Source organism: Ktedonobacter sp. SOSP1-85 (assembly GCF_016587415.1).
Classification (GTDB): Bacteria; Chloroflexota; Ktedonobacteria; order Ktedonobacterales; family Ktedonobacteraceae; genus Ktedonobacter.
Window position 1 is genome coordinate 88,305 of the sequence record NZ_BNJI01000003.1, and the last position, 23,558, is coordinate 111,862.

22 protein-coding genes and 3 pseudogenes are annotated in these 23,558 nt (G+C 54.4%); 14 read left to right on the forward strand and 11 right to left on the reverse strand.

Annotation, left to right across the window (positions count from 1 at the left end):
* The first annotated feature begins 572 nt into the window (after positions 1–572).
* Together KTE_RS38360 and KTE_RS38365 are read left to right on the forward strand one after the other, a co-directional pair.
* A pseudogene (locus KTE_RS38360) lies at positions 573–2,138 on the forward strand (transposase).
* A 23-nt stretch (positions 2,139–2,161) separates the two neighbouring features.
* Complete coding sequence (locus KTE_RS38365; protein WP_201391274.1) at positions 2,162–2,782, forward strand: heavy metal-associated domain-containing protein; 621 nt, start codon at positions 2,162–2,164, stop codon at positions 2,780–2,782.
* A gap of 122 nt (positions 2,783–2,904) precedes the next feature.
* Here the strand turns inward: KTE_RS38365 and KTE_RS38370 are convergent, their stop codons facing one another.
* From KTE_RS38370 to KTE_RS38380, 4 genes are all read right to left on the reverse strand, one after another.
* Entirely contained in the window at positions 2,905–4,404 is a 1,500-nt protein-coding gene (locus KTE_RS38370) for an RNA-guided endonuclease TnpB family protein (protein WP_201391276.1), read from the reverse strand.
* An 80-nt stretch (positions 4,405–4,484) separates the two neighbouring features.
* Positions 4,485–4,706 carry a glycoside hydrolase family 15 protein gene (locus KTE_RS50175; protein ID WP_374226868.1) on the reverse strand — a complete coding sequence of 74 codons (222 nt, stop codon included), beginning with the start codon at positions 4,704–4,706 and terminating at the stop codon, positions 4,485–4,487.
* A gap of 13 nt (positions 4,707–4,719) precedes the next feature.
* Positions 4,720–5,097: a glycoside hydrolase family 15 protein gene (locus KTE_RS38375; protein ID WP_201391278.1), complete on the reverse strand. Its 378-nt coding sequence runs from the start codon at positions 5,095–5,097 to the stop codon at positions 4,720–4,722.
* Positions 5,098–5,472: 375 nt separating this feature from the next.
* Complete coding sequence (locus KTE_RS38380; protein ID WP_201391280.1) at positions 5,473–5,718, reverse strand: hypothetical protein; 246 nt, start codon at positions 5,716–5,718, stop codon at positions 5,473–5,475.
* Between the two features lie 125 nt (positions 5,719–5,843).
* On the opposite strand from KTE_RS38380, the gene KTE_RS38385 reads away from it, so the two are divergent.
* Positions 5,844–6,518 carry a transposase gene (locus KTE_RS38385; RefSeq protein WP_201391289.1) on the forward strand — a complete coding sequence of 225 codons (675 nt, stop codon included), beginning with the start codon at positions 5,844–5,846 and terminating at the stop codon, positions 6,516–6,518.
* Positions 6,519–6,589: 71 nt separating this feature from the next.
* On the opposite strand, the gene KTE_RS38390 is transcribed toward KTE_RS38385, so the two are convergent.
* Entirely contained in the window at positions 6,590–6,883 is a 294-nt protein-coding gene (locus KTE_RS38390) for a hypothetical protein (protein WP_201391291.1), read from the reverse strand.
* A gap of 376 nt (positions 6,884–7,259) precedes the next feature.
* Positions 7,260–8,447: an ISL3 family transposase gene (locus KTE_RS38395; RefSeq protein WP_201391293.1), complete on the reverse strand. Its 1,188-nt coding sequence runs from the start codon at positions 8,445–8,447 to the stop codon at positions 7,260–7,262.
* 339 nt (positions 8,448–8,786) lie between these two features.
* Here KTE_RS38395 and KTE_RS38400 point away from each other — a divergent pair, with 339 nt between their 5' ends.
* Both KTE_RS38400 and KTE_RS38405 read left to right on the forward strand, forming a co-directional pair.
* Entirely contained in the window at positions 8,787–9,458 is a 672-nt protein-coding gene (locus KTE_RS38400; protein ID WP_201391295.1) for a response regulator transcription factor, read from the forward strand.
* Positions 9,459–9,461: 3 nt separating this feature from the next.
* On the forward strand, positions 9,462–10,883 hold the full coding sequence (locus KTE_RS38405) for a cell wall metabolism sensor histidine kinase WalK (RefSeq protein WP_201391297.1): 1,422 nt from the start codon (positions 9,462–9,464) through the stop codon (positions 10,881–10,883).
* On the opposite strand, the gene KTE_RS38410 is transcribed toward KTE_RS38405, so the two are convergent.
* From KTE_RS38410 to KTE_RS38420, 3 genes are all read right to left on the reverse strand, one after another.
* Positions 10,858–11,268, reverse strand: coding sequence for a glutaredoxin family protein (locus KTE_RS38410; RefSeq protein WP_201391299.1), 411 nt, complete (start codon positions 11,266–11,268; stop codon positions 10,858–10,860). The genes KTE_RS38405 and KTE_RS38410 overlap by 26 nt on opposite strands.
* A 105-nt stretch (positions 11,269–11,373) precedes the next feature.
* Positions 11,374–11,805 (reverse strand): DUF302 domain-containing protein, encoded by a 432-nt coding sequence (locus KTE_RS38415; RefSeq protein WP_201391301.1) that lies wholly within the window; start codon positions 11,803–11,805, stop codon positions 11,374–11,376.
* A gap of 30 nt (positions 11,806–11,835) precedes the next feature.
* Positions 11,836–12,123, reverse strand: coding sequence for an SHOCT domain-containing protein (locus KTE_RS38420; protein WP_201391304.1), 288 nt, complete (start codon positions 12,121–12,123; stop codon positions 11,836–11,838).
* Between the two features lie 403 nt (positions 12,124–12,526).
* Here KTE_RS38420 and KTE_RS38425 point away from each other — a divergent pair, with 403 nt between their 5' ends.
* The 6 genes and pseudogenes from KTE_RS38425 to KTE_RS50185 form a co-directional block, all read left to right on the forward strand.
* Complete coding sequence (locus KTE_RS38425; protein WP_201391306.1) at positions 12,527–12,934, forward strand: Hsp20/alpha crystallin family protein; 408 nt, start codon at positions 12,527–12,529, stop codon at positions 12,932–12,934.
* Between the two features lie 294 nt (positions 12,935–13,228).
* Positions 13,229–13,369: a hypothetical protein gene (locus KTE_RS38430; RefSeq protein WP_201391308.1), complete on the forward strand. Its 141-nt coding sequence runs from the start codon at positions 13,229–13,231 to the stop codon at positions 13,367–13,369.
* 15 nt (positions 13,370–13,384) lie between these two features.
* Positions 13,385–16,225, forward strand: a complete 2,841-nt coding sequence (locus KTE_RS38435; RefSeq protein ID WP_201391311.1) for a heavy metal translocating P-type ATPase — start codon at positions 13,385–13,387, stop codon at positions 16,223–16,225.
* Complete coding sequence (locus KTE_RS38440) at positions 16,222–16,602, forward strand: cupredoxin domain-containing protein (protein WP_201391313.1); 381 nt, start codon at positions 16,222–16,224, stop codon at positions 16,600–16,602. Before KTE_RS38435 ends, KTE_RS38440 begins: the two co-directional genes overlap by 4 nt.
* Positions 16,603–16,825: 223 nt before the next feature.
* Entirely contained in the window at positions 16,826–16,924 is a 99-nt protein-coding gene (locus KTE_RS50180) for a DUF2933 domain-containing protein (RefSeq protein ID WP_374226869.1), read from the forward strand.
* Positions 16,925–16,990: 66 nt separating this feature from the next.
* A pseudogene (locus tag KTE_RS50185) lies at positions 16,991–17,116 on the forward strand (isoprenylcysteine carboxylmethyltransferase family protein); the annotation flags it as partial.
* A gap of 41 nt (positions 17,117–17,157) precedes the next feature.
* On the opposite strand, the pseudogene KTE_RS50190 reads toward KTE_RS50185, so the two are convergent.
* Positions 17,158–18,558, reverse strand: a pseudogene (locus KTE_RS50190) (HAD-IC family P-type ATPase).
* Between the two features lie 983 nt (positions 18,559–19,541).
* Between KTE_RS50190 and KTE_RS38455 the strand changes: the two are divergent.
* The 3 genes from KTE_RS38455 to KTE_RS38465 all read left to right on the forward strand — a co-directional run bounded on the left by KTE_RS38455 (position 19,542) and on the right by KTE_RS38465 (position 22,917).
* A complete protein-coding gene (locus KTE_RS38455) occupies positions 19,542–20,507 on the forward strand; it encodes a universal stress protein (RefSeq protein WP_201391319.1) in 966 nt (321 codons plus the stop codon).
* A gap of 123 nt (positions 20,508–20,630) precedes the next feature.
* Positions 20,631–21,644, forward strand: a complete 1,014-nt coding sequence (locus KTE_RS38460) for a universal stress protein (RefSeq protein ID WP_201391321.1) — start codon at positions 20,631–20,633, stop codon at positions 21,642–21,644.
* 127 nt (positions 21,645–21,771) lie between these two features.
* On the forward strand, positions 21,772–22,917 hold the full coding sequence (locus KTE_RS38465; RefSeq protein ID WP_201391323.1) for an FAD-dependent oxidoreductase: 1,146 nt from the start codon (positions 21,772–21,774) through the stop codon (positions 22,915–22,917).
* Positions 22,918–23,029: 112 nt separating this feature from the next.
* On the opposite strand, the gene KTE_RS38470 is transcribed toward KTE_RS38465, so the two are convergent.
* Positions 23,030–23,548, reverse strand: coding sequence for a hydrogenase maturation protease (locus KTE_RS38470; protein WP_201391325.1), 519 nt, complete (start codon positions 23,546–23,548; stop codon positions 23,030–23,032).
* Positions 23,549–23,558 lie beyond the last annotated feature (10 nt).

Below are 23,558 nucleotides of genomic sequence, written 5' to 3' on the forward strand. Positions count from 1 at the left end.
AACCACCTGGGGCTAGAGGTTTGTCAGGATACTCTCGGCCATGGGAGCTTTTGCTTCTCAACGACTATTTCTGCTCCTGCTTGCCTGGTGCAGTACATTTGGGATGGAAGCATCAGATCTTCATCGATACTCTAGCAGGAGGGGACAAAGAATGTACTTCTGATGAACAGCGTGATTACAGAGAACGGCCCAGAAAGCCCCGCTCTTTCTAAGGCGGGGATGAATGGGCGTTCCTTTCGGGCTGGGTGGGCGGAGAGGAAGCATCGCTCTTCTTTCGCACTGTGTTCTCCACAGGATGAAGAACGATCATCGTCTTGTATTGTCTCGCGCTTGCAAAGAAGCTCATTTCAGTCAGAGCGCCGGATCCGGTATCCTCCTCTTCGACCTACCTGAAGAGCACGGAGTTGTTTCTCACGAATCTATTTCCGAACGGTACGTCGTCGAGTGACCGAAAGAAGCCTGCCCAACTGGAATAGCTGTATAGGTATGTGAACGTGGAGAAAGACACCAGGGGTGGACAGCAGTCCCTCTCTTTCTCAAGAGATCCTCTACATTGGAAGGCAAAGCACGTCATGAAGCGAGCAAAGATACCGACCTTTCTTCTCGAACTCCCTCTCCAGGTCGATTGGAGCCAGGAACGCCAGGTACGTGCGCACCTGGAAGCGGCTCGGTGCCTGTACAACGCTCTGCTTTCTGAAGCCATGAAGCGGCTCCGATGCATGCGCAATGATCCAGCATGGAACAAGGCGCGGGCTCTCCCACGCTCGCACAAACAGCAACGCGCTTAGGCTTTTTCTGCCTTACGCACAACATACCACTTCTCAGAATATGAGCTGCACGAGTATGCCAAGTCTGCCCGTGTCTCGTGGATCGCCGATCACATTGAGAGCACGATGGCTCAAACCCTTGCGACTCGCGCCTATCAGGCTGTCAATCGGGTCTGTGTTGGGAAAGCCACACGAGTACGCTTCCGCAGCAAGGGACGTGGCATCGATAGCGTGGAGGGCAAACGCAACGATGTCGGCATGCGCTTCGTATGTGATCCCAATGCGGGCGATGGCGGCTTCCTGATCTGGAACAAAGAGGTCATCCCAGCCATCATCGACTGGCGAGACCCAGTGGTGCAGCATGGCATGCGCCACCTCATCAAGTATGTGCGCCTGGTTCGCCGCAAAGCTTCCTCACCACAGGCACAGGGAGCCGATAAGGACAGCAATCGTTATTACGTGCAATTGGTGTTAGAGGGCCATGCCTTCGTCAAACCGAAGCATGAGGAGGGAGGCAAAGACACGATGGGCCTGGATATTGGCCCATCGACCCTCGCTCTTGTCCCTCGTCGCGCAAAGGCGGATCTGGTCACGTTCTGCCAGGAGCTTTCCCCCAATGCCAGCAAAAAACGCCGGTTGCAGCGCAAGATGGAGCGGCAAAGACGCGCCACGAATCCCGACAATTACGACGAAAGGGGACGGGTAAAAAAAGGTCGCCGAACCTGGAAGGAGAGTAAGCGATACCAGGCAACCAGGCGACAACACGCCACTACCGAAAGAAGGCTGGCTGCTCACCGCAAGAGTCTGCATGGACACCTAGCTCATCGCATCGCTTCGGTGGGGAACACGATCACTATAGAGAAAACCTCGTTCCAAGGATGGCAGAAGCAGTATGGTCGAAGCATCGGACTTCGCGCCCCAGGGATGTTTGTAGCGCATTTGACTCGCATAGTTGCAAAAACTGGCGGCACCCTGCGCGAAGTTTCAGCCTACCAAACCAAACTGTCTCAATATTGCCAGAAGTCGGGGCAGTATCACAAGAAGTCACGATCACAGCGTTGGCACCGTTGTGAGTGCGGGTTGGGACCAGTGCAGCATGATCTGTATTCGGCCTTCCTGATTGCCCACCTGGAACCTAAGCAAACAACACCCTCCATCACCCAGCACGTCTGGGAAGGTGCGGAGCCGCGCCTGCAAGCCGTGATGGAGGATCTGCACCAACGTGCGAATGAAGGGGAGCCATTCCCCCGAAGCATGGGCGTGTCGGCTTCTGGCAAAGCTGCCCGTGCCAGAGCGCGTCGGCTGAAAAGTCCTGCCTATCTCCACCAAGAGCCGGTTTCTCCTTCGGGAGAGGCCGGAAACGGTGGGTGAGCAACAGGAACCTCCGTGCATGTATGCCGGAGAGGCCTCAGTTTTCTTGGTTGCTGCTTCAAGGGATAACTTTTCTTTCCCTTTTACTTGAGTTTATCTCGTTGCGCATCCTGTGGGTAAAACGTCTCCAAAAGGGATTATCTCTACTTGATCAATCCCAAGAAAATCCTATGATTAGGATACGAAGCCTTTGGTTCTACGTAACGGCCATCCTCATGTCCATCAGCTACACCACAGGTGATACTCAGTCTGCTCACAGCTTGTTATGCCATACTAAAGACTACCCGTTCTCCCATGAGATAGAGGGTGGAAGGTACATCACAATACGAATCGGTGAGTTTCCCTTCCTACTTAGTTGCCTTATCGAGAGCGCAAGCAGAAAAGTGACCATTATGAACATACAGCGTCTTACCATGTCCATCGAGAATCTAAGTTATGGCGGCGGCGGCACGCTTCAAGTGGAACGAGCGCTGGCTCGTCTCTCTGGTGTGATCTACACCTATGTAAATCCAGTGATTGAAATGGCTTATGTGAAGTATGACCCGGAACAGGTTAACCATAAACAGTTGGTAAAAGCCGTGAAACAAGCAGGCTTTGAGGCAGGATCCCTTAGCCTCCACTTAAGAGGAGAACGCTTCTCTTAAGTCTGTGACACTCCGCATCGGTTGAAACCGAGCAGCTTCTGCCACTCTTCCGTAGTCGGCATTCTGAGTAGGTGAGGCGTAGCCTCTACTCGGTGTGACTGCCGTAGTGGGGGAGGAATAGCTCAGGGGCGCTCGTCCATCCAGAGCGTTCCCTGTTGCGCGGTGCCATGCACGTTGCGTTCTCCATGCCTAGCCTCAGAGATGGATGGTCCCTTTTGACATTTGGCGTCTTGGGAGAGAGCAACACCTGTCTCTTTCGAGACTCTGCCTGCACGTCGCACAGCAGTATGAGGCTTTTCTTGGAAGGGGTCTGCATAGCGCTCAAGCAAGCGCTGACCGATCTTGAGACTGGCATTGCGGTCGGCATGTCCGCGCATCTGGCACTGTGGGCAGACGACCAAAGCAGCGCCGGGAGTATAGCCTGATTCTGGCTGTCCCTGCTTGTAGCGAATGACAGCGGCGTGGCAGCGATGACAGTGTCTGCTGGTATTGCGCGGATTGACCCGGCTGGTGATGATGCCACTTGCATTCCACGCCTTATATTTGCTGTAGCGGAACATGCGCCCTTTCATCCAGTAGGCTCGCTTTGTATTGCCACGACGCGAATACTTCCCCTTTTCTGGCTGGAGATTGCCCAGGTGCTCAAAGACCAGGATGCTGGCCTGATGTTCCTTGGCGAACTGGACAATGCGACCGCTGACCAGGTGCGCGATGTGTTCATCAAGATGGCGGATTTTGCGCCAAAGGTCGGCATTGTCCTGTTCATTCTCCGCCAGGATGCCAGTCTGTGATCGGTTGCGTGCAATGCGTCCAAGCAGCAACTTCCTAAAGCCCGCTATCTCTGTGCCATTTCCGATGAAGGAGGTGGCCAGGATGGTGCCTTCAACTGTCTGGACGCTGCATACGGCTATGTGCTGGTCGAGATTGAGATCGACCGCACAGATGCGGGTCTGGGGATTGGTCGTGATCTGCTGCTCAACGTTGGCGGGAGCAGCGAAGGTCTTTTCGATGGGAGTATGCAGCCACCACTGCTTTCCCCTGCGAACCAGGGAAGGGCTACCCATCTGGAAACCTTCGGGGAGATCGCGTGAGAGCAGACCAACCTTGAGCCAGGACCAACACGTCCCGGTCCAGACCTTGAGCAGGATACAGTGATCACAGCGCTCTTTCCACTGGCTCGCGTAGAAGGGAACCGACTTGTTCCAGCTACGTGGTGGGACCGGTGGCCGCTCTCGGAACGGCTTCGACTTTTTGCCCTTGCGGGGCTTCTTTAATTCGTATTTCTCCTTGCGCGCTCGCCATTTTTTGAGTGAGGAAAAGAAGGAGCGAGCAGAACCAAGCGCCGCATTGATGGCGGCACGGCGAAACATGGCCGGGATATCTGGGGCGATGTCTGTGAGCGGCATGATGGACGCAGGGTTTGCCTCTGTCGCATGGGTGAGCCTTTCCAGCGCCGTGAGCGCCTCTTTGTTTGTGAGAACCAGGAGGCCTTCATGAGCCTGGATACATTCGAAGTAGAAGGCGACGACACGGTTGAAGAGGGCCTGATTGGCCGCAAAGACTTCAGCATGCTGCGGCTGGTAGTGCAATGCCGATCGTATCGTGCTGGTCGCCTTGGCCATGTCTGCTTCCTCCTTGCCCCGTGTGCTACTCCTGATACTGAGTATAGCATGCCTAGAACATCTTTTCAACAAGCAAGGGCTCAAGCCCGGACACACCTTACCCCGCTCTCAAGAGACGGGGCTTGCGGTGGGCTCAAGCCCAAAATGTCATAGGAGAGAGGTTGAGAAAGATTATATAAGGAAAGAGCATCCATCAGTTCTCCATAGATATCAAGTTGGTACTGATCGTGCGCTCCGTTGCCAATACGCACTGGTGAACTTTGTCGATAGCCTTCCAGATGGGGGACCATAGTCTCTGTCAAGACACGTACACCATTATGCCATATACTGGCTGCAATGCGCCTTCCTCATCAAGTTTATGAAACCGCGCCGTAAAACCCCTGGCTTTAGCCGTGGGGAGTCGTCACGACAACACCCATCCAACCAGCCCATAAATACCTCAGCCTCCTGCGTCAAACTCAGTGTGAGCAAACTGTTGAGCGTGAAAGCCGCATCACGTAACCAGATGTAGCGGTAATCCCAATTGCGAGTGCCGCCAATATGTTCTGGCACGCTGGTCGTAGGAGTTGCTACCAACACGCCTGTACGCGCATAGGTCAGGAGTTTGAGGACTAGCGCCGACAGTTGTACCGTCTCGCGCCAGCGCCCCTGATACTTGCACTGGCTGAGCCAGTCTCGCCAGTACCACAGCATATGGTCAAAAGATTCCTGGTAATTACAGAACGGAGGACAAGTCAGCGTCTCCGTGCCTGCTTCAGCATACTCTAACAAGAAGAGTGCTGATTGACCAGCATGCAGAGAAAACAGTGCACGTACTCCCCCTAGATTATCAGGTTCAAGTTGTACAGAGGACGCAATCCCGAATCAGGGCTTGCGCTGTGGAATACTCCCCCCTGTTCTGATAGGGACAACGTGTGCGTATCGCGAGTATAGCTTAAGGCCGGGCGACAAACCAGATCAAAGGATAATGAGCCACGGGTTACCTGGACGGAACGCGCCAGGTGATGGTCACAGGCTCTGCTTCCAGCAGGCTTCACAGGCTTAAAGTCGGTAATCTCCCCTACCCCTTCACCAGAGGCAGCCAAGTTTTTGCAAGCGGTGCTCTCGGAATTGGTGGAACAGGTTGTGACCGTGCAAGCGGCCCCTATTGCCCTCTTCAAGCCATTCACGCAGGTGGTTGTTGAGGACAGCTCGACCATCATCCTGCAAGCCGCGCTCAAAGAGCTGTGGCCTGGATGTGGGGGAGGCAGTCAAGAACACAGTGAATGCAGCCAGGCCGCGCTCAAGCTGCATGTGCGTTGGGATGTCAAACACGGGCAACTCATGGGACCACGCTTGTCAGCAGGGCGAGTGCATGAATTGCATGGGCCCCTGAGTCAGAAGCCAGTTCGCCCTGGCAGCTTGTACGTTGCTGACCTGGGTACTGGAGCCTGGCCCACTTGCGTCACCTCCACAAGCAGAAGGTGCGCTTCTACCAGCATCCCAAAGCCAACACGGTCTTTTGGGATCGAGAGGGCAAGCGGATTGAACTGGAGAGGATCTTGCCACGGACCATTGGACAGGTCAAGGTGAAGCATGTTTATTTAGGAGCACAGGATCCCTTGCCCGTTCGCCTGCTGATGGTACGCGTTCCCGACGAGGTCGTGGCCCAACGGCGCGAGCGCCTGGCGCAAGAGGCAGCTGATAAAGGTCAAGCAGTCAACTCTAAGCAATGGGACTTGGCTGCCTGGACACTCATTGTGACCAACGCTGCCGCTAAGCATGTGGGACCAGCGCATGCCTTGGTAATTATGCGTGAACGCTGGGTGATCGAGCTCCTCTTCAAGCTTTGGAAAAGCCAGGGGCACATTGAAGAGTGGCGCTCGGAGCATCCCTGGCGAGCGTTATGTGAGCTGTATGCTAAATTGATGGCGGTTATGGTCCAACATTGGCTCCTCTTGTGCGGGATGCAGGCAGGATCCCTGGCGCCGTTTGGTCAAAGCCTCAGCGGTAGTGCGTTCTCTTGCCTGACAAGGGTTGGAAGTGCTCCGTGGCTTACGCCGCTTGCGCCTGTTGGTCAGCCAACTCTCTTGGATGATGCGGTCAGGCTGTCGGGTCAATCCTCGCGCGACTGAACTCTGCTTGGCTCAACTGCTTCTCGATGGTCTTGATTGGCTCTTCACTTAATGCCTATGGGGCTTTTCTGTCAGTGCCCCTGATGGATCACTTGGTTGCCACTATTGCCGGAGTTATCCTGGCTGGTGCCCCAGTTGTAGCCCGAGTTGCCATCATTTCCCTGGAAAGAGCCATAATAGTAATTGTTATTACTATTAATACCATCATCGTTTCCGCTGCTATATTGATTATTCTGCGGATACCATGCTGCTGTGCGCTTCGAAGAAGCAAATGCAGTTGTAGGTAAACCTGTCAGAAACACTATTGAGATGGTCAGGCTTATAATAATGAAGCATAAACTCTTTTTTGGGAAAGAAAGTATCATTATGCTCTCCTGTCTCACTCTCCCGAACAAAAAATCTTTGATAGAAGACTTCTACTCTCCGTTAAGAGCCCCGTTTCTACCAGTGTATCGCGTGTAAGAAGAGGCTGATTTGTATGTGTTGGCGCAGAGCGTTACAGATTGATTCGTGGCAGAAATGGGCGTGGCTTCTTGACCAGGATCAGGGGGAAGGTGCGTCGCTGATAGGAACAGCTCACCACAGGATCCTCGGGCGCTGCCGTAGTGCAGGAGCTGAGCTATAAATTCCCCTTTAAATATGGGTTGTTTCATAATCGAATCCCTTGATTGCACTTCTATAATGCTAAACCTAGCAGACTGGACTGCTCCCGAAAACCCGGGTCTGACGCTTTTTTGATGCTCATGATGAATCCATTGAACCGTGAAGAACGCGCTGGCGCAGGAGGTCAAAATTCGCTCTACCATACATCTGCCGCTTAAGATACTTCAAACGATGAACATGCCCTTCCACAACACCATTGTTCCAAGAAAAAATGAGTCCAGCGTGCACTGCTTCCTGATCCTGGCGCAACTTGGCGACAAACGAGCGGAATTCAGGAATACCACTGTGAAACGCTGCATAGAACCACAGATCGAGTTCTTCTCCCCGGCGCTCTCGTACCATCTGGAGAAACAGTTGGAACAGCGATGCGCTCCAACTCAGGGTGGAGTTTCTTTGCCTGGACAAGGCTTGCACTTCCTCTTGACTCAATTCCTCATCGTGTCGCAAGAGCAGGCCAATGAAACAAACGACTTGGAGTGAGTTCAGTTGTCTGGGATATGGGAGGGAGAACACCCCCTGTTGTTCCAGTTGGCATAAGCCCAACACGTAGCGCACCACGGTCATTCGTGTGCCGGTAAACCCTTGTGCCACAATTTCTCGCCACAGTCCCAATTCGTTACGATACCCTTCTTGATAGCGAGCTCGCAGGTAGGGTTCATAGGGAGTCAGAATACCAGGCTTGGGAGAGCGGGAAGGCTTTTCAGGAAAGCTCTCTGCTTTCGCATAACGAAGAACTGATTCTCGATGCATCTGGAATCGCCGTGCAATTTCGCGATGACTCATACCTTGTTTCACAAAACGCTGTACAGCCTCGTAACGCTCAACACGTTTGTCTCTTGCCTGTCCCTTCCGGTACTCCCGATCTGGTCGGGCATAACGAACTGTAAGAGGATTCGCATTCACGTTGGGAACAGGAACACGAATGTGTTTGAGAAGTCGGCGATGGCGATGAAAACTGCGCTCCAGCACTTCTGCCAGATGACGCACGACATGGAAGCGATCTGCGACTTGAACTGCTTGAGGAGCACCTTGACGAGATCTCAAAGCATATTCGCCGCCGCGATCTCGGCTGATGACCAGAATTTCAGGGTGATTTGCCAGCCATTTGGCAAGGGTCGCAGCAGTGCGATCAGGCAGAACATCGATTGGGCGGTGTGTTTCCAGATGCAACAGAAGCGTTCCATAGCGCTTGCCTCGGCGATAACTCCAATCATCTCCTCCCAGGATACGCACCAATTGATCTGCGGTGTTCATGTATACAAGCAAGAGGGTGTCGAGACATCCTTATTCAGCAAGCGATCTGACGTGTCACCTACTTTCCAGCCTATCATTGCTTTTCCATCAGGCGAAAGATAGTCAATATCTTGATGGGAGAACGCAGAGAAGTAATCCTCATCGCTCAGAACCTCTGGAAACACCATACTACCTCTTTCTGAGACAATGCTGAGTGATCGCTGAGAGGTACCTGAAGAAGCGTGTTCAGGATATGATCTCGTCGTGACCCGGTGAACGTACCTTGTGATGAAGTCGTGATACTTCAGGGCTAGAATCTCCCTGGAGGGATGACAAGACGAAGCTATTTGAGCTGGAAGGAGGACGCTCTCCATGCAAAAACATATCCTGGTGATTGATGATGATCCGGCGGTCACGAGTCTTTTGAAACGCGGCTTATCCTACGAGGGCTTTGCGGTCGAAACGGCCCGCAATGGCCGCGAGGGGCTGACCACTGCGCGTGAACACCCTTCAGACCTGGTGATCCTGGATGTGATGATGCCTGGCCTGGACGGTTATGAGGTATTACGTCGGCTGCGCGCTGCTGATGAACAATTACCTGTGCTTATGCTCACTGCAAAGGATACCCCAGCTGACCAGGTGCAAGGGCTCACTGCTGGCGCTGACGACTACGTAACAAAACCGTTCCCGTTTGATGTCTTGGTTGCACGCATTCGCACGCTCCTACGACGACAACAGCTCGACCGTCCGCCAGTGCTCCGTTTTACGGACCTCGTTCTGGATACGGGCAGCCACGTCGTACAGCGTGGATCACGAGACATTCCACTGACGAGCCTGGAATTCAAACTCCTGGAGGAGTTTCTTGTTCATCCGCGCCAGGTCCTTTCCAAGGATCTCTTGCTCGAACGAGTGTGGGGCTACAACTTTGATACTAACGTAGTAGAGGTATACGTCAAGCAACTGCGACACAAATTGGAAGCGATGGGCGAGCCACGCCTGATCCAAACAATCCGCAATGTTGGATATGTGCTTCGGGAGCCTTAGCCAATGTCCATTCGCTTGCGGTTTGCCTTTTGCTATGGGACACTCTTCGCGCTCATTCTCCCTCTTATGACGGTGCTCAGTTACGCGATTCATGCGCGAGGTCAGTATGACGATATCGACCGGATGCTCATCGTTCGCACTGAACATGCGGCAAGCGAAGTGACGTCAACTAGCAGGCCTCATCTCTTGCAGAGAGAAAAAGGCTTTGAGATTGCGCTGCACCTCTATAGTTCAACTGGCGTTTTACAAGACCAAACGCTTGGCACCGCGCCCCTTCCTTCAGTCGATCCACGGGCTATCCTGCACACGCCCACCAGGCCAGCCTTTGATCCTATCGTGGGCCTCTTTCCGCCCCTGATGGGATCCCCACCTGTGATACCTGATGCAACAAGCGCCTTTAGCCTGATAAACACGTCAGAACAGCGCTGGCGCGTCTATGTGCTGCCATTTCATACCGCACAAGGAGCAGGGTATCTTGAAGCTGTGACGCCTCTTGGGCGCCTGGACGCCTCCATCCAAGCATTTCGCATGATACTACCGCTCCTTGGGCTGACCAGCCTGTTTCTGGCGCTACTGGGAAGTTGGGCCATCGCGGGCAATGCCCTCCGTCCCATCACCCGGATGATCCAGACAGCTCAAACGATTACCCTGTCGCGTGATCTCTCCCGCCGTATCGAAATGCCAGCGCACCATGATGAGCTTGGGCGGCTGGCGGCGACATTCAATGAGTTGCTTGCCAGCGTTGAAGCTGCCCATCGGACCCAACAGCGCTTAGTGGCAGACGCCTCCCATGAACTCCGTGCACCACTCACTGCCATCTTGGGCAATATCGAACTTCTTCACCACCAGCAGAACATGCCAGCCGGAGACCGTGAAGAGGCCCTGGCGGAGTTGGAACGAGAGGCGACTCGTCTCTCTCGCCTAGTCGCTGATCTTTTAATGCTGGCGCGTGCGGATGCCGGGATCGGCCTTAAGCGTCGCCCGATCGACGTAGATCTCCTGGTCCTGGATGCTTTTCATGAGGCGCGTCACCTTGCGCAAGGCCAAACCTTGCGCCTTGGGCCATTCGAACCTGCCCACATCGAGGGCGATGAGGATCGGCTCAAGCAACTCCTCTTGATCCTCCTGGACAATGCACTGAAGTATACTCCTGCTGGCGGGGAAGTTGTCCTCGGATTACGTCCTCAGGAGGAGCGTGTCGATATTCTGGTACGTGATACGGGTGTGGGAATAGCGCCGGAGGCATTGCCTCACGTCTTCGAGCGCTTCTATCGAGCTGACCCAGCCCGCAGCCGTGATCCGGGGGGAACGGGTCTAGGCCTGCCCATTGCCCAGTGGATTGTCGAACAGCACCAAGGGACGATCCGGCTGGAAAGCCAGCCGGGACAGGGCACCCTGGTCACGGTACGTCTTCCTCTCGGATAATCCACGCGTTGTTGACGAACGGCAATGCGCTTATTTCTGCACGCAGATCATGAAGGGGAGAGGGAACAGACGAAAGCCGATGCAATCCGTGCAGTCGGCAATCCAACTCACGTCGCAGTTTCCCTTCGGAGAGACGACCATATGAGAACGGCTTGCCATCAATCAGCATGCCAGGTGGCAATAACAATCCCCCTTTCACCGCCAGGCGCCATCCCAGGGGAGAACCCATATCAAGCGTGGCAATCGAGAGCCAGTATTCATAGGAGAGGCTCCGCAGAAGCTCCTGGGCTTGCTCGCAGAAACAACAATGCTCCTGTGTGAGGAGCAGTACATGGATACACTGAAACTGTACGCCATCAAATTCTAGAGAAGAAGACGTTTCCATCGAGCCTCTCCTTCATTACCTCAAGCAACGTTAAGATGGACGTCAACCTGCTATTATTGAATGCTCTTTTCGCTGACCATTCTGCCAGATTGACCTCCAAGTGGTTTACGGAGACGGAGCGCATGCCGAACCAGCGGAACGATCCTCCTGGAGTGTGGCAATGGCTCTTTGCAGGTGTTGTTTTGCCTCCTCGGCAATCGGGGTGAGTTGTTGATTGCGAGAGAGGTCGATCAGCGCATTCGGGTCAGCGACCTCGACAGAGCACTCCTTGCCAAGCGTTCTCACGATGACATTACATGGCAAGAGAAGCCCTATTGCTGGCTCCAGTTCTAGCGCACGATGAGCCAGGTGCGGATTACAAACATCCAGAATAAGATACGGGGGCATCTGCACACCAAGTTTCTCGCTCAGTGTTTGCTGGACATCAATTTCGGTTAACACCCCAAAGCCCTCCGCTTTCAGCGCTTCCTTGACGCGTAGCACCACGTCTTCATATGGGCCTGAAAGGGCCATCCCAAAACCATACACATATTCCATCGTTTGCTCCTTTTGTCCCTGTCGCTTGCTTTAGGACTGGCGTAAAGGTGTTTCATGCACATTTGGAACTTGAAGGCGCTCACGCATGTGCTCAAAGGTCTCGGCATCAATCTCACCCCGCGCGTAGCGCTGGCGGAGAATCTCGAGTGCAGAAGGCCCAGCCGGTGAACCATCCCTGTGCGTACGCTCGGATGTGAAACGGGTCAGCCAGCGAACCAATGTCCAAATGGCTAACCCCAGCAAGACGAGCCAGAAAAGATTCCAAACGGCCATCCAGAGCACCATCGGCCAACTATATCCATAGCCCCACATCATCATAAGAGTAACCTTCCTTTCTTATTTGCGCATGCGCCCGAAAACATGCATTGCCGCATACGCGTATTGACAGTTTTTTGCATCTGCACGCTGGTGAAAGCATATGGCGCTTTTCCCGCAGAGAGGAGCGAGGGCGAATGCCTGCATGACAGTGCTGTTTCTTTCTCTCTGTCCCTGTCTTGGTCTTGATGCCCCTTGCATCCTGCTTCAAGTATGGCGGGCATTGTTGATGCTCTCTTGATGGAGAACTGAGGATTGGCTGAGAGACGAGGTCTGCCAGACATCAAGAAGCCCAATCTTTAGGCATGGGTTTCTGCCAAAGAGAGAGTAGATCAGGACATTTGGTATATTGAAGATAGCGAATTACCATCTCACATTTCCCCTGGAATGACAGGAGGGAAAGAGCATGCAAGAACAGGTGAAACAGCAGCATATTCCCGTCAAGGTCTATCGTACGGGTGAGCGCTTGATGGTTGCGGCTCCTATGGCTGGGCTAGAACCTGAGAACTTTCTGGTCGAACTTACCGGTGATGACCGCCTCATTCTCCATGGGAACCTGCGTGCCATGCTCAAAGAGATCTTTGATCTCTTGCTCGATGAGTGGAGTGCTGGAGCCTATCACCGCGAACTAGCGCTTCCCATTCCAGTTGATGGAGAGTGCGCCAATGTTACCTATGGGAACGGCGTGCTGACAGTAGCCTTGCCCATTAGCACGCAGACGCGCCCCGCTCGACTGACGCTCAAACGACTCGCTGCGACCCACGGTGAGCGCCGAGGCAATGCTGGGCATCCTCCAGCGTGTCTGCATTCTTAGCCGCTTTATTAGGCAAATGAGGCGAACATACTTTTGCGCGAATTTTTGCTCAGATCAAGCAGCGTAGCTAGCCTCTCATTTTCATCGAAACTACTATGAAAACTGGCCTATATCACTGCAATCAGACGAGGCGCAACACACAAAAGAGCGTTGGCAATATAGCTCAGTGTTCTTTTGCGTGTTGCGTGTTCCTCTGATCTAGGTATCCTCGCGTAATGGTTCAATATATGCAGCCGGACGAAGCTTGAGACGCCGGGGGGGGCGGTTACTATCACGGCCTGGAGGCCCAGCGTTTTGCAAGAAGATCTCGTCCAGCCAGCATTTCACCAGTCATTGTTTCCTGCACAATCCTCAGCCGAGCCTCAGTTTTCCCTCACGGCGGCCTCAGCCTGGCATGCGACACTCACCAGTGAAGAGAACAAGGTGCATTTCTGAGAAAGGAGTGGAAGAATGCTACACGAAACAACAACGCAGGGGTCAGCCTCGCCACAGGTGCAAGACCCCGTCTGTGGCATGACCATTGCCCAAACAGAGGCATTCGCCACACGCACGGCGGGTGAAGAACCCTTCTACTTCTGTTCGGCACATTGTGTGCACCAGTTCGACCGTGAGCACAGTCGTTCAGCAACCACCGGCGTTGGGGAGACAGCACAACTCCAGTACATCGAGCTTCCGGTCAGTAACTGGGGTGGGCATCAGGGGGCTCTACGCCTGCAAGAACGCCTCATAGCCCTACCAGGCATCGCACAGATCGCAGCCAATCCAAAGAGCAATCTGCTGCATGTCACCTACGACCCATCTACCATCACCCTCGAAGCGATCATTGATCAGGTGCGCGAGGCAGGGTATACCATAGGGAGGGCGACGACGTATCTCGACATTAAGAGCATGCACTGCGCATCCTGCGTCATCAGCATTGAACAGGCCCTCTCGCGCACACCGGGAGTGCTTGCGGCTACCGTCAATCCAGCGACAAGCCGGGCACAGGTGACCTTCCTACCGACGCTGATTGACCGGACAGGCCTTACTCGCGCCATTGAAGCAGCAGGCTATCAGGTGCGAGGCGAAGCAATTCCAACTGAGACGGCGATGGACCAGGCTGAGCAAGACCAGGCACGTGAGTACACCACACTTCTCCACAAATTCTGGTTCGCCGCCATCATCTCACTGCCTGTGATCGTGTTTTCCTATCCACAGTTCTTCCCGGGACTGCGCGACTGGCTCACACCGGGGAGCGATGTGCGACGCTTCGTCTGGGCCTTGCTTGGTCTGCTCACACTGCCGGTGCTCGCCTGGGCGGGGAGTCACTTCTTTACTGGCATGTGGCAGGCACTTAGACATCGGCAAGCCAATATGCATACCTTGATCGCTATCGGTATCTCTGCTGCCTGGCTCTACTCTGGCGTTGCCGTCGCCATCCCACAGATGTTCCCGTCAATGGCACTGGCAGAAGTCTTTTACGATGTCACAGCGGTGGTTGTCGCCCTGGTCAACCTGGGATTAGCCCTCGAATTGCGGGCCCAGGGACGCACCAGTGAGGCCATCAAGAAACTCATTGGCTTGCAAGCAAAGACCGCGCGCGTGGTACGCGATGGCATCGAGCAAGACATCCCCATTGAGGAAGTGTTGGTAGGCGATATCCTTGTGGTGAGGCCCGGAGAAAAAATCCCCGTCGATGGGATTGTGCTCTCTGGCACCTCCTCCGTTGATGAGAGCATGCTTACCGGAGAATCCATCCCCGTGGAAAAACATGCGAGCGACGAAGTCATCGGTGCGACCATGAATCAGATGGGTAGTTTCCGCTTCCGCGCCACCAAGGTTGGCAAGGATACGGCACTGGCTCAGATCATTCGCCTGGTGCAGGATGCCCAGGGCTCCAAAGCCCCCATTCAGCGCGTCGTCGATCAGGTCTCGCACTACTTTGTGCCAACGGTCATGATGCTGGCAGTTGCGGCAACAGTCATCTGGTTCACCTTCGGGCCACAGCCCGCAATCGTGTACGCGCTCATTGTCTTCGTCACTACCCTGATCATTGCCTGCCCGTGTGCACTTGGGCTAGCTACCCCGACCAGCCTGACCGTGGGGATTGGCAAAGGGGCCGAACAGGGCATTCTGATTCGCTCGGGCGATGCACTCCAAACCACGATGCACCTGCAAACCATCGTACTGGACAAGACTGGTACTATCACTCGCGGCAAACCTGAACTGACGAATGTCGTGGCTAAGACCGGCTTCGACGAGGACGAGATCCTCACCCTCGCAGCAACTGTTGAGCGCAATTCTGAGCATCCTCTGGCAACAGCTATCGTGGAGGGAGCAAAAGGGCGTCACCTCGCTATGTCCGAGGTAAGCAACTTCAAGGCTATTCCTGGTCAGGGAGTCGAAGCAGATGTTGCTGGGAAACATGTACACCTTGGGAACGCGGCCTTGTTGCATACAGCACATATTCAGCTGGGGCAATTGGAGGCTGAGGTTCGGCACCTGGCCGATGACGGCAAGACGCCTATGTACATCGCCATAAACGGGCAGGCCGCGGGCATTGTGGCCGTTGCCGATACGGTGAAGGAAGAATCGACCGCTGCCATTGCTGCGCTCAAGCGTCTGGGGCTCGAAGTGGTGATGCTGACAGGCGACAATCGGCGAACCGCCGCTGCCATCGGGCTTCAGGTAGGAGTAGACCGTGTGCTCGCTGAAGTGCGCCCTCAAGACAAAGCGCACGAAGTGCAAAAGCTCCAACTGGAAGGAAAAAAAGTCGGGATGGTGGGGGATGGGATAAACGATGCGCCCGCGCTCTCACAGGCTGATGTCGGGTTGGCTATTGGCACTGGCACTGACGTCGCCATCGAGGCGGCGGATATCACGCTCATTAGTGGAAGCCTGAACGGAGTAGTGACAGCCATTGCCATTTCTAAGGCGACCATGCGTAATGTAAAGCAAAACCTGTTTGGCGCCTTCATCTACAATGCCCTGGGCATTCCCATTGCAATGGGCATTCTTTACCCCTTTACCGGCATTCTTCTGAGTCCTCTTCTCGCTGCTGCTGCCATGGCGGCGAGCTCAGTCACGGTGGTAACAAACGCCAATCGCCTGCGAGGCTGGCATCCCAAGGGGGAACCAGTATGGCCTCATAAACATCCGCCTCCCCTTTCAGAGAACACCTTCCAACGGAACGGGGTGATATCGAAAAAGCACATCAGAGCAGCGCAACCCAACAGAACCCAGTCACACGCGGAGCACGCAACTGCGAACGCAGGGCAACGGATAGAGAGAAGAACAGAAAGCGGAACATGATGAACCTGACAAATATCCTGGCGCTCCTTGGTGGACTCTTCGTGATCGGTGGCATTGCCTGGTTCTTCTGGGGGCCACGCAAGGGTAGTGTACGGGCAACAAGCACCTCTCGTGGCTACCAGGAGGCCATGATCCTGGTCAAAGGCAGCTATACCCCCGATGTGATTGTCGTCCAACATGGCAAGCCGGTACGCTTCAACTTTCGCCGTGAAGAGGCGGCCGCTTGCTCAGAGATGGTCGTGTTGAGCCACTTCGGCAAGAGCGCCCGGCTCCCAACCGGGGAAACCATCCCGGTAGAGTTTCTCCCAGAGCAACCCGGCGAATATGAGTTCAGCTGTCAGATGGGCATGCTTCGGGGAAAGATTATTGTCGAATAGTGAAGTACGAGAGGCACAAGCATTGTCGCATGTGCATGCGTGTTGCCTGCGCATGCAAGCCACCACACCGTAGAGAGAGGGGCCATGAGATGAAGAACGTCCATGATCATCCACCGACGAGAGGAAGAGGATTCCAATCACGAATCGCGACCTGGGTACTTCTCGGCTTTCTCGCCATCAGCGTTTTTTTCTCATCACAGAACATAGTGCACACCTGCTGGGCGTGCTTCCATTTTTGCTCTTCCTGCTGTGTCCTTTGATGATGCTCTTTATGCATCTTGGACACGGGAACCATGATAGAAATGATCACCAGGGAGAATAGACAGGACAGCCAAAAACAGTAGCACTTGATAAAAAGAAAAGAACAATCATCAGAAGGAGTTCTCCAATGCACACACATGAAGCACCAGCCTATGGCCTTTGGCTCCTGGTCATCATTAATGCAGGGGTGTTCATCCTCTTCGCTTTTAGCTTCGTCCGTCCGCGCACAACCCGAGACTGGCGCTCCTTTGGTATACCCAACATATCTGCCTTCCGCTGTCATATCAACGGTACTCATGAGCCGTCGTGTGGGATCGAAGCGGAACAGCGCATGATGCCGCCTATCACGAGCCGACGAACTGACATCCGCACCCAACATCGCAGCCGCATGTAACAGCGCGACTTCTGTTGGATCTCCCATTTCTCGCTGTTCGTCAACGTCAGCAGTGGAGCTGGACACCATAGTAACAAGTAATGACTGGAGGAGCGCATGCTTGCCGCTTGCGCTCTCCCCAGAGAGGAAGTCCTGTGCAAGCGTTGCGTCGAGGAGGAGCGTCACCGTCATCCGATTACGGGTAAGCGTGCCCATCTTGTCAGTGCAGATCACATCGGTACATCCAAGCGTCTCGACCGCACTCAAGCGGCGCAGCAATGCCCCACGGCGGGCCAGGGTACGTACCGCCATTGCCAGCGCCAGGGTGATGGTTGGTAAAAGCCCTTCTGGCACATTCGCGACTAACAGCCCTACTGCAAACACAAACGCGTCCCGTAAGGAAAGGCCCGCCAGGACACCGATGGGCAAAAACGCGAGGCCTACTACGGTTGCCACTGCGGCAATCAACCAGGCGACGCGTCGCACCTGTCGCTCTAAAGGACTTTCCTCTCGACCAACCCGCTCAGTGAGCGCCGCAATACAACCCAACTCAGTCGTCATCCCCGTCCGATAGACCAGAGTGTGTGCCGGCCGCCTGTACAAACCGTTCCAGAGAACACCAGATCCGATTGCGAAAGGAAATCTCCTTCGGCCTCAGGTGCTCCTGCATACCGCTCAACTAGCGTCGATTCACCGGTGAGCATGGACATGTCCACCTCCAGGGCACCGTCGAAGAGGCGTGCATCAGCACTGATGGCATCGCCCTCTTCAATCAGGAGAACGTCCCCCGGTACTAACTCTCGCACCACGATCCCTTGTCGACGACCATCTCGTATGACCGTCGCCCGATGAGGAAGATAGCTAGAGAGTGCTTCGACCGCACGCTCTGCCTGCTGTTCTTGCCAGAACGCAAAGACAGCATTGAGCAGGATCACTCCGATGATCGCTATCGCAAGGACAGCTGTGTGGGCAACGAGGGCAAGTGCTGCCGCAGCCCACAGGAGCAGTGCCAAGGGATGAATGAATTGCACGGCAAAATCTTTGAGCCATGTACGATCACCGTGCCGACGAAGTTCATTTGGCCCGTAGGCGACCAGGCGTCGAGCCGCCTCACGGCTGGTCAGTCCTTGCTGCGTTGAGTGTAACGCTCGAAGCAGGAGAGGAATCGATGCTTGTTCTGGTGGCGGGAAACGTGCCGTCACCGATTCGATTTGAGGCTGCTGAGGTCTTTTGTGTGAGGAGATCGCGTCCGAAGAAACAGGCGATGTCGAAGCAGCGTTAGTCTCACGTGATCTCGATTCGGATGGCATCTGGCTGGACATCTATGTGTTCTCCTGCAGAAGCTTCTTCTGATGAAGGAGCTTCTCTTTCCACTGTGACCACACGCACAAACAGGACCGTAGTCTCTTGCCGTACCTCACCTTTTCAGAATCATGGTACATCCCTCTGACAACGCTTCTCCTCTGCGTGCCCCTCCCGAAAGATGTGCGAGGCAAGAGCGGCTTGTTGGAAGTTGGAAATCTCTCCTGTTCCGTCTCAACATCGAGTGATCTGGGCATCGGTAGGCGCTCACTGCTTGGGTCTCTTTCTGGGCAATAGTTGACTTGCACGCCTTGTTACGATAATGCTATCGTACCATGTGCCCACAGCGTTTCTCTCAACATGTGCTGTGGTTGAAACCGCTTGTTTAATGCGGGAAATGGAGAGACTCCGCGCTACGTCGTAGCGCTGGCCGCTCATACTGGGATTTGCAGAGCTAGATAGCAGAGAGCACGCTCATGAGTTCTCTTGCAAAAAGCATCTCAAGCCCACGTCGCATTGCACGGTTTACGATTCTCTCGACAAGAAGCAGGGACGCCACAGAGGAAGGATGGGATGAAATGGATCTGCATGAACCTCTTCGGATATGCCTCCTGGCTCTTGCGAGCTGGTATCCCAAACATCTGCTGAGGAGCAATCGCAGTGTCCTTGGTGACCGAGCCTTTTGCCCACATTGCCAGACAACTGCGGAGGTGATGGCATGGCTTCAACAGCAAGAGCCTGCATTCTTGGAGAAGCCTGCCCATTTAGTGGTTGATGCACAGCAATGCACCATCTATTTGACAGAAACCACTGAGAAGATGCCTGCTTATTGGGTCCATTGCCGAGGGAAAATGCCTGTCGAGGTGGAAGCACAAAGCACCCATGAGACAACTCTCGGTGAAAGAAAGGAACAGAGGCGTAAAAAGAATACATGTATAGAACAGTAAGCTTGTCTGTAGATCTCACTCAATGAGTGAAAGGCTTTGGAGGCAAAGCGCAATCCATGTTTCAAAAAATTTTAGTTCCACTGGATGGATCAGATCGGGCTGAGCGTGCCATTCCCATTGCTGCTCATATTGCACACGCTTGCGGTGGCTCGGTCATCCTGCTTCGAGTGCTTACCCATTCTGCTGACATGGTGGTCTCTTTCCTGCAACCGCCAGAGACTGCGGAGAAGCATGTGGAAACACTCCATGCACAAGCAAGCACCTATTTACACGCTGTTGCGGTAAGAGAAGCGTTGACGCATATCCCGACGACCCTGGAGGTCGCCGATAGTATGCCTGCTCAGACCATCCTTTCGACGGCGCGCTTACAAGCCGTCGATCTGATTGTCATGTGCAGCCATGGCATGACAGGCTTCAAACGCTGGGCTTTAGGGAGTGTTGCCCAAAAAGTTGCACACGCGAGTGATGTTCCTGTTCTAGTTCTTCGTGAGGACGGGGGGAGCTCATTGCCTCTGACACCAAATGGAACGCGTTCGATGTGTACGCTGGTAGCTCTCGATGGCTCACCCTTGGCCGAAACGGCACTCTTTCCAGCAGGAGGCCTCTGCGCAGCATTATCTGCTCCGGCACAGGGACGCCTCCATCTGACACATATCGTGCCTCTCTCTCATCAGGATGAGCAAGCTGAAGAGGCAATAACGAGAGCGCATGCCTATTTATGCTCTGTCGCACAGAAATTCCACGAAGGGGAGATGGCACATTTGCATCTCTTGGTGTCATCATCGGTTGCGCTTGGTAGAGATGTCGCTGATACCCTCATCAAGATTGCTGAGACCGACACTCAAGAGCAAGACGTTAGGGAGACCCAGCCCTGTCATATGATCGCACTGGCAACACACGGACGAGAAGGTGCTGACCGCTGGATCATGGGAAGTATCACTGAACGCGTACTTGAAGCAACCAGGCTTCCCACACTTATCGTGCGTCCTCAAATATCAGCAGGCGAATCGAATGGTGGATGAATGGAGAGTACCTCCAGATGGAGTGAGCCCATTGAGGGAAGCGTGCATATATCATGAAGGCGAGCACTTTCTTCTAAGAGTAGGAGCAGAGAGACCTTTGATCAAAGGAGAGAGAGGAGCTTGATGATGTTTCAACAGATTCTTGTGCCTCTGGACGGATCACCTCTTGCCGAAGGGGCATTACCAGTTACAGTGCGGTTGGCACGTATCTCAGGTGGAACGATCACCCTATTGCAGGTAGCCGATGTTTCCTATGCGTATCTCTCATATGGCGTGATGCAGCCTGCTGCCATGCATGCCATTCTCAATAGTAGTCTCGCTAATGCCAGTAATTACCTTGATGCCTTGCTTCGCCGCCCTGACCTGGCAGGGGTGACGCTCAAGAAGCAGGTGGTGCTGGGGAATCCAGCAACTGTTATCCTTTCTATGATCAACACACTCTCAGCTGACCTTGTGGTGATGTCCAGTCATGGGTATACAGGGGTGAAACGATGGGTGCTAGGTAGCGTCGCAGAGAAGGTGGTTCATCATGCGCCTGTCCCGGTACTCATTCTCCGCGATGAGAAACCTCTGCTCGCTCACCCCAACGGCGGTGGCGCAAATGGTGTTCGTGCCCTGATCCCATTAGATGCTTCAGCTCGATCTCAGGATGTGATCGCTCCTGCGGCAGCCCTGGTGGCAGCCTTGTCATCTCCTGGGCAAGGAGAACTCCACCTCACCCAGATGGTTATGGTGCCAAAAGAGAGCAGCGAAGGGGCAAAAAGCGAGGCGCTGCTGCAAAATGCCAGGCAGAATCTGCAAGCGACCTGTACATGTATTCGCGAAGGCCTGGTGGCCAACGTTGGCCCCGAGCTCCGCTTCAAACTCACCTGGTCCGTCTCCGTGGAGAGGGATATCGCGGAAGGGATTGTCCGGGTTGCTGAGGATGGTGAGAGAGCAGAAGATGGCGCCGTCATTGAACCCTGTGATCTCATTGCCATGACAACGCATGGGTATAGTGGAATCAAAAAGTGGACGATGGGCAGTATTGCTGGACGTGTGCTTCAAGCAACCAGGCTTCCGTTACTACTGGTGCGCCCGGCGGATATGATTAGGAAAGAGCATCTGGAGGAGGAGGGCTACCAGAATAACATGTGATATGACCGAGAAACAGGACCTGTGCTTAGAGATGTATGTGTGAGAGCACGATCCTATCCTAGAGAGAAAGGGAAGTATGGAGAGAGCACGCCCACAATGCATCTCTCTTGTTGGAAAGGAGCTGGGAATGGTTTACCACACACAGATCAGGACGAGTGGCGGACAGGTAGTGATCTCGAACCCTGATACAAAGCTGCTGGATTACTCGCTGCTTGTCCCCATGGCTCCAATACTCCATAACGTCTATGACGAGCGTATCGCAATTATTGGCTCAGGACCAGTGGGACTCAATGCGGCACATGTCCTGGCGCTTCTGGGATATAGCCAGATCACGATCTTCGAGGAGAAACCGACTGCGGGTGGAATGCTCGCCCTCGACATGCCTTCCTTTGGTTTGTCGTCTCAGGCCAGAGAGCAGTTACTTGAGCTCCTCTTGCGACCAGGGGGCGTACTTCGCTTACGGACCCGCATTGGACGCGATATCTCGTTTGACGAGATACGCCGGAGCTTTGATGCCGTATTACTGGCAGTCGGCGTGCAACAGCAGGTACCTATCGATCTGCCAGGCGAAGAGGCGCTGAAAGGTGTGTGCTCCGCGCTGGAGATACTCTCCACCCGGCCTTTCTCCTCACAGGGTGGATGTGCGGGAACGGTCGTTGTCCTGGGAGGAAGTCGCTATACATTTGACGTCGCTGCTCATGCTGTAGAAGCAGGGGCCAGATCCGTCCACGTGTTCTATCCAGCCCCCCTGTCGGAACTGCCTGTAACCGCAAGAGAGCAGTTGCTGCGCCCGCATGAGCGCATCTCCATCCACGAGTTCACCATGCCGAAGAGCTTCCTGGGAACGGAAGATATGAATGTCTGTGGGATACGTTGTCAGAAGACACGCTGGGTCCGCGACGATCACACTTCGCACCTGGCCTTTGCCCCGGGGCGCGGACGGTGCTATCCCGTCGAAGCGGTAATTGTCGCCATTGGCGAGGCTCCCGATCTGTCATTTCTCCCTCGCGGACTGACCATAGCAACGACATGTGGTGAGGAGCTGCGACTGACAGACCCCTTTACGACGCTCATGCCAGGTGTCTTTGCCGCGGGAGATGTCGTCCATAGCCTGGAGTCGTTGGAGGAGGCCTTGCGGGAAGGACGCGATGTGGGACTACAGATCCATCGCTATCTCAGGCAGCAGAAGCACAGCCATGTAGAGGGGAGTGACAACCCTGGGAGAGGGAATGTTCCTTGGGCTGAACCCGCCTCAAATGAGGCAACCCACTAACATGTGAAAACGAGCGGGTGGTCGCAACCGAGTTTGAGAAAGAATGCTCAGTTGCAGCCATCCGCTCGTTTTTTACGTGCCATCTATGCATGTCGACTTTATCACATAGCGCTTACAGCGTGTCTCGTAGCAGTTCGTGGAGCTTGCGCTCCAGCGACTGGAGCAGGATCGGCATCGCATGCGCTACGGCCGGGGTAAGCCGGTGTCCCGGCTCAAAGCAGGCTCCTTCGATGCCATAGAGCAGGAGCATTTCTGGCAAGCACTGGAGGATCTGGGCCAGTTCCAGCGCTTCGGGCAGACCAAAGGTATGGCTGGAGTAGGAAGAGGCAGAGCGACAAGGCAGGGGATGCGTGCACAGGTTCCAGGAATACAGCGTTCCTGGAGGAGCGCCGGTTACCACGGCATCAATCACAATCGCGCTGCTGGTCCCTTCCCAGGCCTCCAGCAACGCGGTCCCCTCGCCGCTACTTTCCAGGATCTGGGTGTGAGGCCATGAGTGCTGGCGCAGATCTCTGACGATGAGAAGTCCCAGTCCATCGTCACTGCGGTCCTCGTTCCCAATACCAATAACGCTGAGCGCTGGCTGCTGGAATTGCTCTGTTGCTCTACCCGGGCCTGATTTCCTGTTCATGGCGCACACC

What these genes read in the sequence shown, in the direction of transcription:
- KTE_RS38365 (WP_201391274.1), top strand. Translation starts at nt 2,162, where the DNA reads ATGCCGGAGAGGCCTCAGTTTTCTTGGTTGCTGCTTCAAGGGATAACT.
- KTE_RS38370 (WP_201391276.1), bottom strand. Translation starts at nt 4,404, where the DNA reads ATGGCCAAGGCGACCAGCACGATACGATCGGCATTGCACTACCAGCCG.
- KTE_RS38375 (WP_201391278.1), bottom strand. Translation starts at nt 5,097, where the DNA reads ATGCTGTGGTACTGGCGAGACTGGCTCAGCCAGTGCAAGTATCAGGGG.
- KTE_RS38390 (WP_201391291.1), bottom strand. Translation starts at nt 6,883, where the DNA reads ATGATACTTTCTTTCCCAAAAAAGAGTTTATGCTTCATTATTATAAGC.
- KTE_RS38400 (WP_201391295.1), top strand. Translation starts at nt 8,787, where the DNA reads ATGCAAAAACATATCCTGGTGATTGATGATGATCCGGCGGTCACGAGT.
- KTE_RS38405 (WP_201391297.1), top strand. Translation starts at nt 9,462, where the DNA reads ATGTCCATTCGCTTGCGGTTTGCCTTTTGCTATGGGACACTCTTCGCG.
- KTE_RS38410 (WP_201391299.1), bottom strand. Translation starts at nt 11,268, where the DNA reads ATGGAAACGTCTTCTTCTCTAGAATTTGATGGCGTACAGTTTCAGTGT.
- KTE_RS38415 (WP_201391301.1), bottom strand. Translation starts at nt 11,805, where the DNA reads ATGGAATATGTGTATGGTTTTGGGATGGCCCTTTCAGGCCCATATGAA.
- KTE_RS38420 (WP_201391304.1), bottom strand. Translation starts at nt 12,123, where the DNA reads ATGATGATGTGGGGCTATGGATATAGTTGGCCGATGGTGCTCTGGATG.
- KTE_RS38425 (WP_201391306.1), top strand. Translation starts at nt 12,527, where the DNA reads ATGCAAGAACAGGTGAAACAGCAGCATATTCCCGTCAAGGTCTATCGT.
- KTE_RS38435 (WP_201391311.1), top strand. Translation starts at nt 13,385, where the DNA reads ATGCTACACGAAACAACAACGCAGGGGTCAGCCTCGCCACAGGTGCAA.
- KTE_RS38440 (WP_201391313.1), top strand. Translation starts at nt 16,222, where the DNA reads ATGATGAACCTGACAAATATCCTGGCGCTCCTTGGTGGACTCTTCGTG.
- KTE_RS38455 (WP_201391319.1), top strand. Translation starts at nt 19,542, where the DNA reads ATGTTTCAAAAAATTTTAGTTCCACTGGATGGATCAGATCGGGCTGAG.
- KTE_RS38460 (WP_201391321.1), top strand. Translation starts at nt 20,631, where the DNA reads ATGATGTTTCAACAGATTCTTGTGCCTCTGGACGGATCACCTCTTGCC.
- KTE_RS38465 (WP_201391323.1), top strand. Translation starts at nt 21,772, where the DNA reads ATGGTTTACCACACACAGATCAGGACGAGTGGCGGACAGGTAGTGATC.
- KTE_RS38470 (WP_201391325.1), bottom strand. Translation starts at nt 23,548, where the DNA reads ATGAACAGGAAATCAGGCCCGGGTAGAGCAACAGAGCAATTCCAGCAG.